Source organism: Stenotrophomonas sp. STEN056 (genome assembly GCF_056759635.1).
In genome coordinates this window covers 1-15,081 of the sequence record NZ_JBRRDL010000034.1, presented here as the reverse complement: position 1 = coordinate 15,081, position 15,081 = coordinate 1, and the positions used below count along the sequence as shown (strand labels likewise).

The 15,081-nt window shown below is 65.8% G+C and carries 13 protein-coding genes; 7 read left to right on the top strand and 6 right to left on the bottom strand.

All coding sequences use genetic code 11. The features are described from left to right. Position 1 precedes the first annotated feature (1 nt). From mnmE to ACVOLO_RS15120, 4 genes are all read left to right on the top strand, one after another. A complete protein-coding gene (gene mnmE, locus ACVOLO_RS15135) occupies positions 2 to 1,351 on the top strand; it encodes a tRNA uridine-5-carboxymethylaminomethyl(34) synthesis GTPase MnmE (protein WP_481571143.1) in 1,350 nt (449 codons plus the stop codon). A gap of 58 nt (positions 1,352 to 1,409) precedes the next feature. Further along, positions 1,410 to 1,802, top strand: a complete 393-nt coding sequence (locus tag ACVOLO_RS15130; RefSeq protein ID WP_481571142.1) for a VOC family protein — start codon at positions 1,410 to 1,412, stop codon at positions 1,800 to 1,802. Positions 1,803 to 2,017: 215 nt separating this feature from the next. Then, positions 2,018 to 3,631, top strand: coding sequence for an ATP-binding cassette domain-containing protein (locus ACVOLO_RS15125; RefSeq protein WP_481571141.1), 1,614 nt, complete (start codon positions 2,018 to 2,020; stop codon positions 3,629 to 3,631). A gap of 135 nt (positions 3,632 to 3,766) precedes the next feature. Next, positions 3,767 to 4,819 carry a glycerophosphodiester phosphodiesterase gene (locus tag ACVOLO_RS15120; protein ID WP_481571166.1) on the top strand — a complete coding sequence of 351 codons (1,053 nt, stop codon included), beginning with the start codon at positions 3,767 to 3,769 and terminating at the stop codon, positions 4,817 to 4,819. A 196-nt stretch (positions 4,820 to 5,015) separates the two neighbouring features. Here ACVOLO_RS15120 and ACVOLO_RS15115 read toward each other — a convergent pair whose 3' ends face one another. Both ACVOLO_RS15115 and ACVOLO_RS15110 read right to left on the bottom strand, forming a co-directional pair. Beyond that, positions 5,016 to 5,795, bottom strand: coding sequence for a rhomboid family intramembrane serine protease (locus ACVOLO_RS15115; protein WP_481571140.1), 780 nt, complete (start codon positions 5,793 to 5,795; stop codon positions 5,016 to 5,018). Positions 5,796 to 5,892: 97 nt separating this feature from the next. Then, positions 5,893 to 6,849, bottom strand: a complete 957-nt coding sequence (locus tag ACVOLO_RS15110; RefSeq protein ID WP_481571165.1) for a TerC family protein — start codon at positions 6,847 to 6,849, stop codon at positions 5,893 to 5,895. A gap of 281 nt (positions 6,850 to 7,130) precedes the next feature. Here ACVOLO_RS15110 and ACVOLO_RS15105 point away from each other — a divergent pair, with 281 nt between their 5' ends. Beyond that, positions 7,131 to 8,300, top strand: a complete 1,170-nt coding sequence (locus tag ACVOLO_RS15105) for a class I SAM-dependent rRNA methyltransferase (RefSeq protein WP_481571139.1) — start codon at positions 7,131 to 7,133, stop codon at positions 8,298 to 8,300. A gap of 201 nt (positions 8,301 to 8,501) precedes the next feature. Next, positions 8,502 to 9,743 (top strand): dipeptidase, encoded by a 1,242-nt coding sequence (locus ACVOLO_RS15100; protein ID WP_481571138.1) that lies wholly within the window; start codon positions 8,502 to 8,504, stop codon positions 9,741 to 9,743. A 225-nt stretch (positions 9,744 to 9,968) separates the two neighbouring features. On the opposite strand, the gene ACVOLO_RS15095 is transcribed toward ACVOLO_RS15100, so the two are convergent. The 4 genes from ACVOLO_RS15095 to ACVOLO_RS15080 form a co-directional block, all read right to left on the bottom strand. Further along, complete coding sequence (locus ACVOLO_RS15095) at positions 9,969 to 11,405, bottom strand: amino acid permease (RefSeq protein WP_481571137.1); 1,437 nt, start codon at positions 11,403 to 11,405, stop codon at positions 9,969 to 9,971. A 152-nt stretch (positions 11,406 to 11,557) separates the two neighbouring features. Continuing rightward, complete coding sequence (locus ACVOLO_RS15090; RefSeq protein ID WP_481571136.1) at positions 11,558 to 11,914, bottom strand: DUF488 domain-containing protein; 357 nt, start codon at positions 11,912 to 11,914, stop codon at positions 11,558 to 11,560. A gap of 231 nt (positions 11,915 to 12,145) precedes the next feature. Next, positions 12,146 to 12,769 carry a leucine efflux protein LeuE gene (leuE, locus tag ACVOLO_RS15085; RefSeq protein WP_481571135.1) on the bottom strand — a complete coding sequence of 208 codons (624 nt, stop codon included), beginning with the start codon at positions 12,767 to 12,769 and terminating at the stop codon, positions 12,146 to 12,148. A gap of 14 nt (positions 12,770 to 12,783) precedes the next feature. Then, a complete protein-coding gene (locus ACVOLO_RS15080; protein ID WP_481571134.1) occupies positions 12,784 to 13,326 on the bottom strand; it encodes a nucleoside 2-deoxyribosyltransferase domain-containing protein in 543 nt (180 codons plus the stop codon). A 79-nt stretch (positions 13,327 to 13,405) separates the two neighbouring features. Between ACVOLO_RS15080 and ACVOLO_RS15075 the strand changes: the two genes are divergently transcribed. After that, positions 13,406 to 14,944, top strand: coding sequence for a DNA recombination protein RmuC (locus ACVOLO_RS15075; RefSeq protein ID WP_481571133.1), 1,539 nt, complete (start codon positions 13,406 to 13,408; stop codon positions 14,942 to 14,944). The last annotated feature ends 137 nt before the right edge of the window (positions 14,945 to 15,081 follow it).

The following is a 15,081-nucleotide window of genomic DNA, read 5'->3' as shown; positions in this document are numbered from 1 at the left end:
CATGAGCCACTTGTCCACAGGCGAAACCATTGTTGCCATTGCCAGCGGCGCGGCCGCTGGCGGCGTCGGCATGCTGCGCGTATCGGGCCCGCAATCACTGCGCATTGCCGTTGCGCTGGGTTGCCCTCAACTCAAACCACGCTACGCGCACTACGCGAAATTCCGCGATGCGGCCGCTGACGTGATCGATGACGGCATCGCCCTGTACTTCCCCGGGCCGCGCAGCTTCACCGGCGAAGACGTGGTGGAACTGCAGGGCCACGGCAGCCCGGTGGTCTTGCGGCAACTGCTTGCGCGTTGCATCGAACTGGGTGCGCGTCAGGCGCGCGCCGGTGAGTTCAGTGAGCGCGCATTCCTCAACGGCAAATTGGACCTGGCCCAGGCCGAAGCCATTGCCGACCTGATCGCCGCCGGCGATGTGCGCGCCGCGCGTGCGGCGCGGCGTTCGCTCGATGGTGTGTTCTCACGTCGCGTGGATGAAGTGGGTGAACAACTGGTGCGCCTGCGCATCCATGTGGAAGCGGCCATCGATTTTGCCGACGAACCGCTGGATACGCTGGGCGGCGCCCAGGTGCGTGCTGGCGTGGAGCAGGCGCGCGCCTTGCTGACGCAACTGCGCGTGGATGCCGAGCGTGGCCGCAAGTTGCGCGATGGCCTGCATGCGGTGCTGATCGGCCCGCCCAACGCGGGCAAGAGTTCCTTGCTCAATGCGCTGGCCGGCAGCGAGCGCGCCATCGTCACCGACATCGCCGGCACCACCCGCGACACCCTGCGCGAAACCATCCGCATCGACGGCCTGGAACTGGAACTGGTCGACACCGCTGGCCTGCGTGAAGGCGGCGATGCCATCGAGCGCGAAGGCATGCGCCGCGCCCGTGCCGAAATGCAGCGTGCGGACCTGGCCATCGTGGTGTTGGATGCACGCGACCCGGAAGCCGGCCGCCAGGCGGTTGGCGATGCAGCAGCGCAGGCGGCACGGCAACTGTGGATATTCAACAAGAGCGACCTGCTGCCGCAGTGGCCGCAGGAGTTGGGCGAAGACAGCATCGCGTTGTCGGCCGCCAGCGGCCAAGGCCTGGAACAACTGCATGCGCGCCTGCGCGAGATCGCCAGTGAGGGTGCAGGCGAGGGCATGCAGGGGGAATTCTCCGCGCGCCTGCGCCATGTTGAAGCCATCATGCTTGCGGCCGAACACCTGGAGATGGCGGCCACACAGCTGCAGTACGACCATCTGGAACTGGCAGCCGAAGAACTGCGGCTGGCCCATGACGCACTGGGCGAGATCACCGGGCGGATGACCGCGGATGATTTGCTGGGGAAGATTTTTTCCAGTTTCTGCATCGGCAAGTAACGCCGGTGCGGTTCCACCGGCCGCAGCGCCGGACTACACGACAGTCAGGAGGGAGTGGATGTTTTCGCACATCGTGGTAGGCGCCAATGACATCGAGGCGTCCAAAGCATTCTATGACGCACTGCTTGCCGCACTCGGCGCCAAGCCGGGTTTCATCGACCCCAAGGGCAATGTGGTTTACCGCCACAGCGGCGCGCTGTTGATCGTGGGCCACCCGCGCAACGGCGAGCCGGCCACGCATGGCAACGGCGGCACCATCGGTTTCAGCTGCGCCAGCCCCGGGGACGTGGATGCATGGCATGCGGCCGGCGTTGGCCAGGGCGGGACCAGCATCGAGGATCCACCGGGCCCACGGCAGACACCGTTCGGGCCGCTGTACCTGGCCTACCTGCGTGATCCGGCCGGCAACAAGCTGTGCGCCGCGCACCGGCCAAGCCCGGCGCAGGCCTAGCCCGGGCGTTCCAGTTGCGACGGCGGCGCGTGCGCCAGCGCGCCGCCGGTTACTGACAGTTGGGTTTGGCAACGTTAGGCTGTGCACCGTTACGGGATCCCCCCGCCTGCGGAGTTCAGTCCAATGCGCCATTGATGTCACCGTCGCAATGACGGTCCCTTCCAGTCCCTGCTGCCGCTGGCGGTTGGGTGCTTCGGGCATCGATGGAACAACGCATGACCACTACCGTATCCGTGACGCTGGACAGCGTCGCCTGGCACACGCCCGATGGGCGCTGCCTTTTCTCCGACCTCAACGCGCAGTTCGACGCCCGCCCCACGGGCCTGGTCGGACGCAACGGCGTGGGCAAAAGCGTGCTGGCGCAATTGCTGGCAGGCCTGCGCGAACCCAGCGCCGGGCAATGCCGGCGCATTGGCCGGGTGCACTACCTGGCCCAGCAGGTGGCTGCGCCCGCCGGCCAGCGCGTGGCCGAACTCGCCGCTGTGGATAACGTGGTGGATGCATTGCGCCGGATCGAGGCCGGCAGCACGCAGCAAGCCGATTTCGACGCCGTTGGCGAGCAGTGGATGCTGCGCGACAACCTGCAGCACGCCCTGGCCGAAGCGGGCCTGCAAGGTGTGGATGTTGATACGCCTGTGGACAACTTGAGTGGCGGGCAACGCATGCGCGTGGCGCTGGTCGGTGCATTGCTGCAGCCGGCGGAGCTTCTGATTCTGGATGAGCCCAGCAATCACCTCGACCTGGCTGGCCGCCACTGGCTGCAGCAGCAACTGGCGCTGCGTGGGCAGGGCTATCTTCTGGTCAGCCACGACCGGCTGCTGTTGCAACAAGTGCAACGCATCGTCGAACTGTCGCCGCAGGGGCTGCGCAGCCATGGCGGCAATTACGAAAGTTATGCACAGGCGCGCGCAGCAGAGAAGGCCGCTGCCGAAATCCAGTTGCAGCAACGTCGGCAGGAACGTCGCAAAGGTGAGCAGGCATTGCAGGCACAGCGACAGCGCCTGGAACAACGCAGCGCGCGCGGCAACCGTGAAGCGGCCACAGCCAACCAGGCGCCGATCCTGCTTGGCCTGCAGCGGCAACGGGCGCAGGCCAGCCTGGGCAAGGCCAGGCAGCAACTGCTGCAGCGGCACGAAACCCTGCACGACGCGGTTCGCCAGGCGCAGGCGCTGATCGACGAACCGGCGCCGGTGCTGTTGCCGCCCGTGTTGGAAACAACCGCGCCGGAGTGGGTTGCGCGGTTGCAGCAGGTGCAGCTGCCGTATGTCGCCGAGCCGCTGCATGCCCTGGATCTGGCGCTGCGCCGGGGCGAGCGCGTCGCGGTCGGCGGGATCAACGGTGCCGGCAAATCGACCCTGCTGAAAGTGCTCGCCGGCCAGCTGGCGCCGCGCGCCGGCGAAGTGCAACGGCATGTGCCGGTGGCGTTGCTGGATCAGCAACTGGACCTGCTGCCGGGCCACCTCAGTGCCCTGCAAGGCGTACGCGCGCGCAATGCTCAGCTGGAAGAAGGCGAACTGCGTAGCCGCTTGTCATTGCTCGGGCTGGATGCAACACAGGTGCAGCTGCCATCGGCACTGCTCAGTGGTGGGCAGCGGTTGAAAGCCGCACTGGCCTGCGCGCTGTATGCCGATCCACCGGCGCAGCTGTTGCTGTTGGACGAGCCCGGCAATCATCTCGACCTGGACGCGTTGGCGGCGCTGGAATCGCTGCTGCGGCAGTACACCGGCACCCTGGTGGTGGTGTCGCATGACAAAGCGTTCCTGCAGGCCATCGGCATCAGCGCGCGGCTGCAGGCCACTGCGGAGGGATGGCGTCTGCAAGTCACCTGACACATTGCCGTCACTTACTTTCTGGCGTCACATGCCGGCTGCACACTGCTGCCACTTTCAGTGGATGGCGCACGCGTGCGCAATGGAGACAGGGCGGTGTCAAAAGGGTGCGTGGGCTTGCTGTTGAGTGGCGTCATGGCATTGTGCGGGGTAATGGAAGCCCAGGCCGCGCCACGTTATCCACAGGTTTCGGTGTACGCGCACCGGGGCGCCAGCGCCTTGCTGCCGGAGCACACGCTGGCCGCTTATGCACAGGCCATCGCCGATGGTGCCGACTACATCGAGCCGGATCTGGTGATGACCAAGGACGGGGTGATGGTGGCCCGTCACGAGAACGAGATCGGCTCGACCACCGACGTGGCCACGCGCCCCGAGTTTGCCGACCGCCGCACCCGCAAGGTGATTGATGGTCAGACCGAGGAAGGCTGGTTCACCGAAGACTTCACCCTGGCCGAGCTGAAGACGCTGTACGCCCGCGAGCGCCTGCCGCAGGTGCGCGGCACCGCATTCGATGGACAGTTCCGCATCGCCTCGCTGGACGAAATCATCACCTTCCTGGTGCAGCAGGCTGCGCGGGCAAACCGCGGCATCGGTCTGGCACCGGAGATCAAGCACGGCAGTTACTTCCAGGGCATTGGCCTGCCGATGGAAGACAGGTTGCTGGCCACATTGCAGGGCAATGCCTACACCAAGGTCGCGCCGATCCTGCTGCAGTCCTTCGAGACCGCCAACCTGCGCGCGCTGCGGGCCAAGCTGGGCAAGGGCTCCAACATCCGCCTGCTGCAGCTTCTGGGTGATCCCGATGAGCATCCAGCCGATATTGCATTGGCGGCCGGTTCACTGACGTATGCACAGATGATGACGCCGGCCGGGCTGCGCGATATCGCCACCTATGCCGACGCCATCGGCGCGGAAAAGCGTGCGGTGGTGCCGGTGGATGCACAGGGCAAGCTGGATGCACCGACGGCCCTGGTGGCTGATGCCCACGCCGCCGGTCTGCAGGTGGTGGTCTATACGTTCCGCCCGGAAAACCCCTTTCTGCCGCCGGCATTGCGCCAGGGTGAGGAAAATGCCCGCAATCCGGAGGCCTCGGTGGCCGAGATGCGGGCGTATCTACAGGCCGGGATCGACGCGTTGTTCACCGATGATCCGGCGCTGGGCCGCAAGGCGGTGGATGGCGTGCTTTAACGGTTGAAGGTTTGGTTGGGGCAGGAAAGAGCGACCCCTCCCCAGCCCTCCCCTTTGCTTCGCAAAAGGGAGGGGGCAAAAGCGGCATTGCTGTTCGCCAACCGATTGCGTGAAACGCCCCCTCCCTTGCGCCGAAGGCGGAGGGGAGGGCTGGGGAGGGGTAGCTTTTCGCATACAGCCCCGCCCACGAACGAACCTACTGCGGTCCGTCCGGATCCCGTCGCCGCAGCGGCACCACCACCTCGTAGTCACGGCCTTCGCGCGGTTGCCACAGCACCGGCACCTGGCCCGGGGCCGGTGGTTCCAGCTCGTTGTCTGGCAATGGCTGCACCTCGTCTTCTTCCTCGTCTTCCCAGCTGTAGCGCTTGCGCGGCGGCATCGGGTCGGCGTGGCGGAACATCAGTGCCGCGATCAGGCCGGCGGCGGCGCCGCCCATGTGCGATTGCCAGGACACGCCCGGCTCGTGCGGCAGGATGGTGATCAGCATGCTGCCGTAGAACAGGAAGCCGATCATGCTTGCGGCGATGGCCTGGCGGTCACGCCGCAGCAGGCCCAGCACGAACACCAGGAACATCAGGCCGTGGGTCACGCCACTGGCGCCCAGATGGTGGCTGCCGATGTCACCCAGCAGCCAGGCCCCCAGCCCGGAACCTATCCACAGCAGGGGCAGGGCGCGCACGGTGGCCTGTGGATAAACACTGCCGGCCAGCGTGCCGAGGATCAGCAGCGCCACCGCGTTGGCGCCCAAGTGCTCAATGGAGCCGTGCAGCAGTGGTGCGCCGAGCAGGCCAAGCAGGCCGTCGCGTTCCAGCGGTGCCACCGACCACGCCCGCCAATCCCAACCACTGCTCTGGATGGCGAATATCGCCACCAACAGCAGTACGAAACCCAGGCTCAGGTTGAAGGCTCGCAGCACCCGGCTGCGGTCATTGCGGGCCGGCGTTTTGCCGGTATCAGGCGCGATCTGCGTATCCATGACATCAGAACTTGCGGCAGCCCCGGTGATTGCAAGGGGGCCACGTTCGGGAACTGGCGTGCCACCAGCGGGACAATCCCGCCGGTGGCACGGGCCATCAGCCGTGGTTCTGCTTCGGCGGGATCTTCAGGCTCAGGACCATGGTGGTGACCAGAATCGCGGCAACCACGCCCAGCGACACCGGCACCGGGATCTTGTACAGGTCGATCAGCAGCATCTTGGTGCCGATGAACGCCAGGATCACCGCCAGGCCGTACGGCAGCAGGTGGAAGCGGTCGGCCATGCCGGCCAGCAGGAAGAACATCGCACGCAGGCCCAGCACCGCGAACACGTTGGAGGTCAGCACGATGAACGGGTCGGTGGTGATGGCGAAGATGGCCGGGATCGAGTCCACCGCGAAGATCACGTCGGTGACGGCAATCAGGATCAACACCACGAACATCGGGGTGAACCAGCGCACGCCGTCCTTTTCGGCGACCAGGCGGTTGCCGTTGTACTCGTGGGTGATGCGCAGGTGCTTGCGCATGAACTTCAGCGCCGGGTTGTCATCCAGGCTGGGTTCCTCGCCTGCGGCCGACCACATCTTCCAGCCGGTGAACAGCAGGAACGCACCGAACACGTACAGCAGCCAATGGAACTGTGCCACCAGCACGGTACCGGCGAAGATCATGACCGTACGCAGCGCGATGGCGCCCAGGATGCCGATGATCAGCACACGCTGGCGCTGCGTCTCGGGCACCGCGAAGTAGCCCATGATCAGCAGGAACACGAAGATATTGTCGACCGCCAGGGCCTTTTCGATCAGGTAGCCGGTCAGGAACTGCAGGCCGATCTCATTAGCCACGGCAGTGCCGGCGGTTTCGTTCAGGTAGTACCAGAGGCCGGCATTGAAGGCCAAGGCCAGCGCGACCCAGCCCAGCGACCACAGCAGGGCTTCCTTGAAGGTCACCTTGTGCGGGCCGCCGTGGCGCATCAGCACCAGGTCGATCAGCAGGGCAGCGATGACGACGGCAATGAAGCCGCCCCAAAGCCAGGGATTACCAATTGTCTGAATCATGGAAAATTCCGGTCATGTGAAGGTTCTCGGGACCACACAGGCCAAGAGCTGGACACGGAATCAGGGGAGACCGGGGACAGAGCTTCGCCAATGCGGCGAAGGTCTTGCTCACAGTTCCGTTGGCCGGAACTGCCGTTGCACCGGAGCCTTGCGGCTCGAACTGACGGCGACAACGTCTGGGAGCTACTCCCCTTCTGGGGCCGGATATTGGGGCCTGTTGCCGCTGCAGTCAATGAATCTCCCCCGGGGCGGGGCTGTGGCGCGGCTACAATAGCGCCATGAATACCCCACTCCCCGTCGTACGCCTGAAGAACGCGTGGCGCTCCAGCCACCCGTGGATTTTCCAGAAACTGGTCGAAAAGCCGACCATAAAGCCGAAGTCCGGCACCATCGTCGACGTGGTCGGCATGGATGGTGAATGGATTGGCCGTGGTTTCTACAACGGTCATTCGCGGATCGCCGTGCGCATTCTGGAAACCCATCCGGACGTGGCGGTGGATCAGGCCTGGTTCGCCCGCAAGATCGCCGATGCGGTGTCGCTGCGCCGTGACGTGCTCAAGCTGGACGCCATTTCCAACGCTTGGCGTGTTGTCCACAGCGAAGGCGACGGCCTGTCCGGCCTGGTGGTGGACCGTTACGACGACCTGATCGTGGTCGAGTTCTTTGCTGCCGGCATGTTCCGCCACCGCGAGTGGATCTACGACGCCCTGCGTGCGCAGTTCCCGGGTTGCCGCTTCCACAGCTTCGCCGACGAACACGTGCAGAAGCAGGAAAGCTTCGACTTCCACGGCAACACCACCACCGAGCCGGCGGTGATCAGCGAATACGGCATCAAGTTCCGTGCCGACCCGGCCGGCGCGCACAAGACCGGCTTCTTCGCCGACCAGCGCGAGAACCGCGAGTGGTTGAGCCAGCAGGTGGAAGGCAAGTCCGTGCTGGACCTGTGCTGCAACACCGGCGGCTTTGCGGTGTACGCCGCTGCACGCGGTGCCAGCGACGTGCTGGGCGTGGACATCGACCAGGACGTGATCCAGATCGCCAAGGGCAATGCGCGTTTGAACAACGTCAAGCTGCGTTTCGTGCAGGCTGACATCTTCCCGTGGCTGCGTGATGCGGCCAACCGCGGTGAGCAGTACGACGTGGTGATCCTGGACCCGGCCAAGATGACCCGCGACCGTGAGCAGGTCATCAACGCGCTGAAGAAGTACCTGGACATGAACAAGCTGGCGCTGGGCGTGGTCAAGCCGGGTGGCTTGTTCGCCACGTTCTCGTGCACCGGGCTGGTGGCCGAGGACCAGTTCCTGGACATGCTGCGTCGTGCGGCGTTCTATTCCAACCGCACCATCCAGATCCTCAAGGTGGCCGGCGCCGGCCCGGATCATCCGTTCATGGCGCACGTGCAGGAATCGCGTTACCTCAAGGCTGTGTTCTGCCGCGTGGTGGATTGAGCCCCCGGCGCCCTCTGCATAGATAGTGCCGAGCCATGCTCGGCAGAGGCCTCACCGGCGAAAAGCGGCCCTCACCCCAACCCCTCTCCCGCAAGCAGGAGAGGGGCTGAAGCTGCGGCCTGCCACCCCATGCCGTCCGTCACTGGCCGGTTGCGTCATCGCGGCGCTATGGTCGGGCCTTTCCCTTCACGGTGAGGCCTCATGACGCTGCGTCCCCTGTCCCTGTTGGTATCCCTGTCGCTGTGTTTCCCGCTGGCCGCCTCGGCGGTGGAATTCAGCCAGGCCGAACTGGCCAAGGCCAGCGAGCTGCAGCACAAGCTGCTCACCCTGGATTCGCACCTGGATACGCCGGCCAACTTCGCCCGGCCGGACTTCAACATCATGCAGCGCCATGACCACAACGCGCTGTCGCAGGTGGATTACCCGCGCATGGTCGAAGGTGCGCTGGATGGCGGTTTTTTCGCCATCTACACCGACCAGGGCGACCGCACCCTGGCCGCACACCGCGCCGAGCGTGACCATGGCCTGCAGCGCATGCTGCAGATCCACGAAATGCTGGCCGCCAACCCGGACACGTTCCAGCTCGCACTCACCGCCGATGACGCCGCACGCATCAAGGCCGCCGGCAAGCGCGTGGTCTACATCAGCATGGAGAACGGCAGCCCGCTGGTGGCCGACCCGTCACTGTTGAGCTTCTACTACAGTGCCGGCCTGCGGCTGATGTCGGCCGTGCACTTTGCCAACAACGAGTTCGCCGATTCGGCCACCGACCCCAAGGGCGCCGAATGGAAGGGCCTGAGCCCGGCCGGCCGCGCGCTGGTCAACGAGGCGGTGAAGCTGGGCATCGTCATCGACCAGTCGCATGCTTCCGACGCGGTGTTCGACAACCTCATCGAGATGATGCCGGTGCCGTTCATCCTGTCGCACAGTTCGGCCAAGGCCATCTTTGACCACCCGCGCAACCTGGACGACGCGCGCCTGCGTCAGCTGGCGGCCAAGGGTGGGGTGATCCAGGCCAACGCCTACGGTGGCTACCTGGTGGATGAGACCAAGAGTGCCGAGCGCAAGCAGGCCGAAGAGGCACTGGAAAAGCGCCTGGGCGGCTGGGAGAACATGACCATGGCCAAGGGCGTGGAGCTGGCCAAGGCCATGGCCGAGCTGGACAAGCAGTACCCGCGCCGCAAGGCCACCCTGGAGGATTTCTTCCAGCACTTCGGCCACATGCTTGATGTGGTCGGCCCGGATCACGTCGGCATCGGCATGGACTGGGACGGCGGCGGCGGCGTGACCGGCATGGAAGATGCCAGTGACCTGCCCAAGATCACCGCCTGGATGCAGCGCCGCGGCCTGAGCGATGCGCAGATCGCCAACATCTGGAGCGGCAACGTGCTGCGGGTGATGCGTCAGGCGCAGGAGTACGCAGCGAAGAATGCTGCGCACTGAGAGCACCCCTCCCCAACCCTCCCCTTGCCTTCGGCAAAGGGAGGGAGCGGATCCGGCGATCTTTCGGATAGCAGCGAATTTTCAGATGGCAGTGAACCCGCTTTTCCCCCGCCCTTGCGCCGAAGGCGGAGGGGAGGGCCGGGGAGGGGTGCTCTTGAAGTCACCCCACAAAAAAAAGAGCGGGCCGAAGCCCGCTCTTTCACGTTATCCACAAACCACTGTGGATTACTTGCTACGCCCCAGCACCGCGTTGCGGCGGCTGTACAGCACATAGACCACCAGGCCCAGCACGTTCCAGATCAGGAACCACTTCTGCGTGCTGGTCGGCAGGCTGAAGAACAGGTACAGGCAGCCACCGATGGCCAGCGGGCCAACCAGCCACGCCAGCGGCGTGCGGAAGGTGCGCGGGCGGTTCGGCTCACGCTTGCGCAGCACCAGCAGGCACAGGCCCACCGCAGTGAACGCGGCCAGCGTGCCGGCATTGGCCAGTGCCGCAATTTCATCCAGACGCGCCACGCCAGCCAGCGCCGCCACCAGCACGGCGGTGAACAGGGTAATGACCACCGGCGTGCCGGTGCGCTGGTTGACCTTGGACAGGCCGCGCGGCAACAGGCCGTCGCGCGACATCACGAAGAAGATGCGGCTCTGGCCGTAGAAGAACGCCAGCAGCACGGTTGGCAGCGCGATGATGGCGACGATGCCGATCACCAGCGCGGCGGTGCCGTGGCCCAGTTCGCGCATGATCAGCGCCAGCGGCTCGGCGCTCTTGCCGAACACGGTGTAGCTCATCGCACCTACCGCAGCCAGCGCCACCAGCAGGTAGATGATGGTGCAGCCGACCATCGAACCGATGATGCCGATGGACAGGTCGCGCTTGGGGTTCTTGGTTTCCTCGGCCGCGGTGGAGATCGCGTCGAAGCCGTAGAAGGCAAAGAAGATGATCGCCGCGGCGGCCATCACGCCACGCTCCACGCCATCGGCACTGAGCGACTTGGGGAAGCCATAGGGCATGAACGGCTGCAGGTTCTCGGCATTGAATGCCGGCAGCGCCACGGCCACGAACACCGCCAGGGCAATCAGCTTCAGCACCACCAGCACCGCGTTGAGCGTGGCGCTTTCGCGGGTGCCGATCATCAGCATGCCGGCCACCAGGAAGGTGATGACGATGGCCGGGACGTTGATGAAGCCGCCTTCCACGTGCGGGCCGGCGGCCAGTGCCTGCGGCAGCATCACGTTCCAGCCGGTCGAGGTGTGCAGCCACTCCAGGAAACCGACGAAGTAGCCCGACCAGCCCACCGCCACGGTGCTGACCACCAGCGAGTACTCCAGGATCAGGCTCCAGCCCACCACCCAGGCGATGGTTTCGCCCAGCGCGCTGTAGCTGTAGGTGTAGGCGCTGCCGGCGGCCGGCATCATCGTTGACAGCTCGGCATAGGCAAGCGCCGCGCAGGCGCAGACCGCGCCGGCGATGATGAAGGACAGCAGCACCGCAGGGCCGGCCTTGTCCGCACCCACGCCGATCAGCGTGTAGATGCCAGTACCGACGATGGCACCAATGCCCAGCGCTACCAGGTGGGGCCAACTCAGCGAAGGAATCAGGCGGCGGCCTTCCTCGTGTTCGGTGAGCTGGTCGATGGACTTGCGCCGGAGCCAGGATTGCATGCGGACCTCGCGGTTCATGGTGATTCAGGAAGTCGGCGAGTGTCGCCGAATGCGGTGCAGCAAAGCCAGAAACATCCACGGATTCAGCGCCTCTTGGCCACAGGCCCTGTCAGCGGTGACGGAACCGGCACAAAGCAGCAACGCTTTGGACACTATGAATGGCGGGGGTGGCTCAACAGGTAGGCGCGCAGCGCGATGGCCTGGTTGTAGTGGGTGTCGCGTGCACCGTAGACCAGCGTGATCGGTCCGCCGTCCAATGCATCGCGCAGCGGTTTGAGCAGCTGCGGATGAAGGGCCAGTTCATGCCAGTAGCGCTGCTGGAATTCGTCCCAGCGCTCGGCGCTGTGGTCAAACCACTGGCGCAGCGTGGTGCTGGGCGCTACTTCCTTCAACCAGGTGGCCTGCAAGGCTTCCCGGCTGACGCCGCGCGGCCACAGCCGGTCCACCAGAAAGCGCTGGCCGTCGCTGGCCACGGCCGCTTCGTAGGCGCGTTTGCAGTGGATATGCATGTGGGCCTCCGCACGGGAATGGGGAGATCGTACAGCGCGAGGCGGCGGCTTGAGCCCGAGGCTTTAGCCCCTCTCCCTTTACGGGAGAGGGGTTGGGGAGAGGGTGGATCGGAGCGGAGATGCTAAAGCAGCGCGCTTCCCCTCTTCCGCCCTACGGGCACCTTCTCCCGCAGGGGGAGAAGGGCAGAGCTAGAGCCAGAGCCAAGCTCAAGGCCACAGGCAACCCCGCTCTTACTCAAGCCCCAGGCGCACCCCGAACACTACCAGGCAGACGCCGACCGCACGCCGCAGCCACACGCCCACGCGCGGATAGCCGGCCAGCCGCCGTGCAATGAACTGGCCGCCGAAAATCAGCACCGAGCACCAGCCGATGCTCAGCACCGCGATCAACACCGCCATCGTGACCATCGTCAGCGCACCGCGCTGCGTGGCCGGGTCGATGAACAGCGGGAAGAACGCCATGTAAAACAGGATCGCCTTGGGATTGAGCAGGCCCACCAGCAGCGCCTGCCGGAACCAGCGCCTTCCTGCCTGCACCGCCGCGCTGCCGTTGCTTCCGGCCGCCGGCTCGCGCAGCAGCTGGATGCCTACCCAGATCAGATAGCCCGCGCCGAGGTAGCGCAGGCCGGCAAACAGCATGGGATGCGCCTGCAGCAGTGCCGCCACGCCGGTGGCGGCGATGGCGATCAGGATCTGGTCACCCAGCATCAGCCCGGCCAGCGTGGCGTAACCGGCGCGCACGTCACCGCGTGCGGTGGCGGTGAGCAGGGTGAAGGTGCCCGGCCCGGGCAGCATCAGGAACAGGATGACGGCCACCACGAAGGTGCCCAGGTCGTTGATGCCCATCCACGGCATGGTTGGCTCCGGGCTCAGTGCGCGCGCTGGTCGGCCAGGCGCTGCTTCACCGCCGCGATCAGCGCCGGCAGGTCATCAAAGCGCGGCACGCCGTAACGGTCGCCGGTGATGTCCAGGTTGCCCTTGCGCCAGAAACCGGCCGGCGCGGCCACCAGCAGCTTTCCCGAGCGTGCGTACAGGCCGAATTCCAGCAAGGTGATCGGGCTCTGCGTGCCGGGCGTGAAATACATCAGCACGATGTCGGCCTGTTCCAGCGCGGCCAGCTCCCATTCCACCTGGCGGCGGAATTCGGGCTCGTCGGCTTCCGGCCGCCAGGCCGGGTTCCAGTCGGCACGGCGCGGGTTGAGCATCAGCACGCCTTCATCGGCCAGCGCCTGTTGCACCTGCTGCTGCCAGTCGCCGGCCTTGCCCATCTCGATGCTGCCGGCCAGGAACACCTTGGGCCGCGTGTCGTTGGCGGGCAAGGCATCGGGCGAGGTGACGGTCTGCGAGCTTGCGGCCAAGGCCGGCAACGGCGACAGGCAGCACAGCGCCAGCAACAGGGAAGGCAGCTTCATGGGAATGGAGGGTGCGTGGGGGCGGACATGATCGCAGATGCGGCGCAGCCGTTGAGACGCGGGGGGCTAAACTTCCCCCATGCAAACCGAAAACCTGATCCTGGCTGGCCTGCTGGTCGCCGTCATCGTGCTGCAGCTGGTGCTGCTGTTCCGTCGTGCCGACAACACCGCGCTGGAAAGCGCCCTGCGCGAAGAACAGCGCAATGGTCGTGGTGAACTGCGCGAGCACCTGGAGGCGATGACCCGCCAGCAGGATGCGCGCATGGATGGCTTTGGCCGCAACCTCACCGACTTGTCCACACGCACCGACCAGCGCCTGGACCTGCTGCGCGACAGCCTGACCGACGACGCCCGCAAGGGCCGCGAGGAAAACAGCAACATCCAGCAGCAACAGGCGCAGCTGCTGGGCGCGCGCCTGCAGGAAGTGCGCGACCAGCTCGATGCCTTCGGCCAACAGCAGCAGGTGCGGATGGAAGCCTTTGCGCGCCAGCTCGCCCACCTGCAGCAGGCCGTGCTTGAAGAAACCCGCAAGGGCCGCGAAGAAGGCGCGCAGGTACAGCAGCGCTTTGGCGAACTGCTCGGCCAGCGCCTGCTTGAACTCACCCAGCGCAATGAAGCCGGCATCACCGAAATGCGGCAGACGCTGGAAGCGCGCCTGAAGGACCTGCAGGGCGACAACGCAGCCAAGCTCGAACTGATGCGGCAGACCGTGGATGAAAAACTGCAGAGCACGCTCAACACTCGCCTGGATTCCTCGTTCAAGCTGGTGTCCGAACGGCTGGAGCAGGTGCAGCGTGGTCTGGGCGAAATGCAGCAGTTGGCCACCGGCGTGGGCGACCTCAAGCGCGTGCTGAGCAACGTCAAGAACCGTGGCGGCTGGGGCGAAGTGCAGCTGGACAACATCCTGGAGCAGACCCTCACTGCCGAACAGTACGCGCGCGGCGTCAAAGTGCGCCCGGACAGCGGCGAGATCGTCGATTTCGCGGTGCGCCTGCCGGGCCGTGGCAACGATGAAATGCCGGTGTGGCTGCCCATCGACTCCAAGTTCCCGCGCGAGGATTACGAGCGCCTGCTCGACGCCCAGGAAGCGGGCGACCAGGACGCGGTGCGCACCAGCGGCAACCAGCTGGAGCGCGCCATCCGCGTGCAGGCCAAGTCGATCAGCGACAAGTACATCGCGCCGCCGCACACCACCGATTTCGCGGTGATGTTCCTGCCCACCGAGGGCCTGTATGCCGAAACCATCCGCCGCCCGGGGCTGGTGGATGCCCTGCAGCGCGAGCACCGCGTGGTCATCGCTGGCCCGACCACCTTCACCGCGCTGCTCAACAGTCTGCAGATGGGCTTCCGCACGCTGGCCATCGAGCAACGCTCCTCGGAAGTGTGGAGCCTGCTGGGTGCGGTCAAGGGCGAGTTCGGCAAGTTCGCCGGCATCCTCGAACGGGCGGAAAAGCAGATCAACACCGTCGGCAAGAGCCTGGGCGATGCCAGCCGCAAGACCCGCACCATCGAGCGCAAATTGCGCAGTGTGGAATCACTGTCGTCCGATGCCTCGCAGGCACTGCTGGGCACCGACGATGAAGCCGACGACGCAGAGGACGAAAGCCCCACGGCGTAAGACCCACAGCGTAAGACCCACAGCGTAGTGCGCAGCCCAGCGCGCGCCGCTCGCGGCCGCGACGCCCCACCCCCACCCCCCCGCGGCCGCCAACGCCGGCGGCCGCCCGCCAAGGCTAGGCACCCCCCCAAACACAC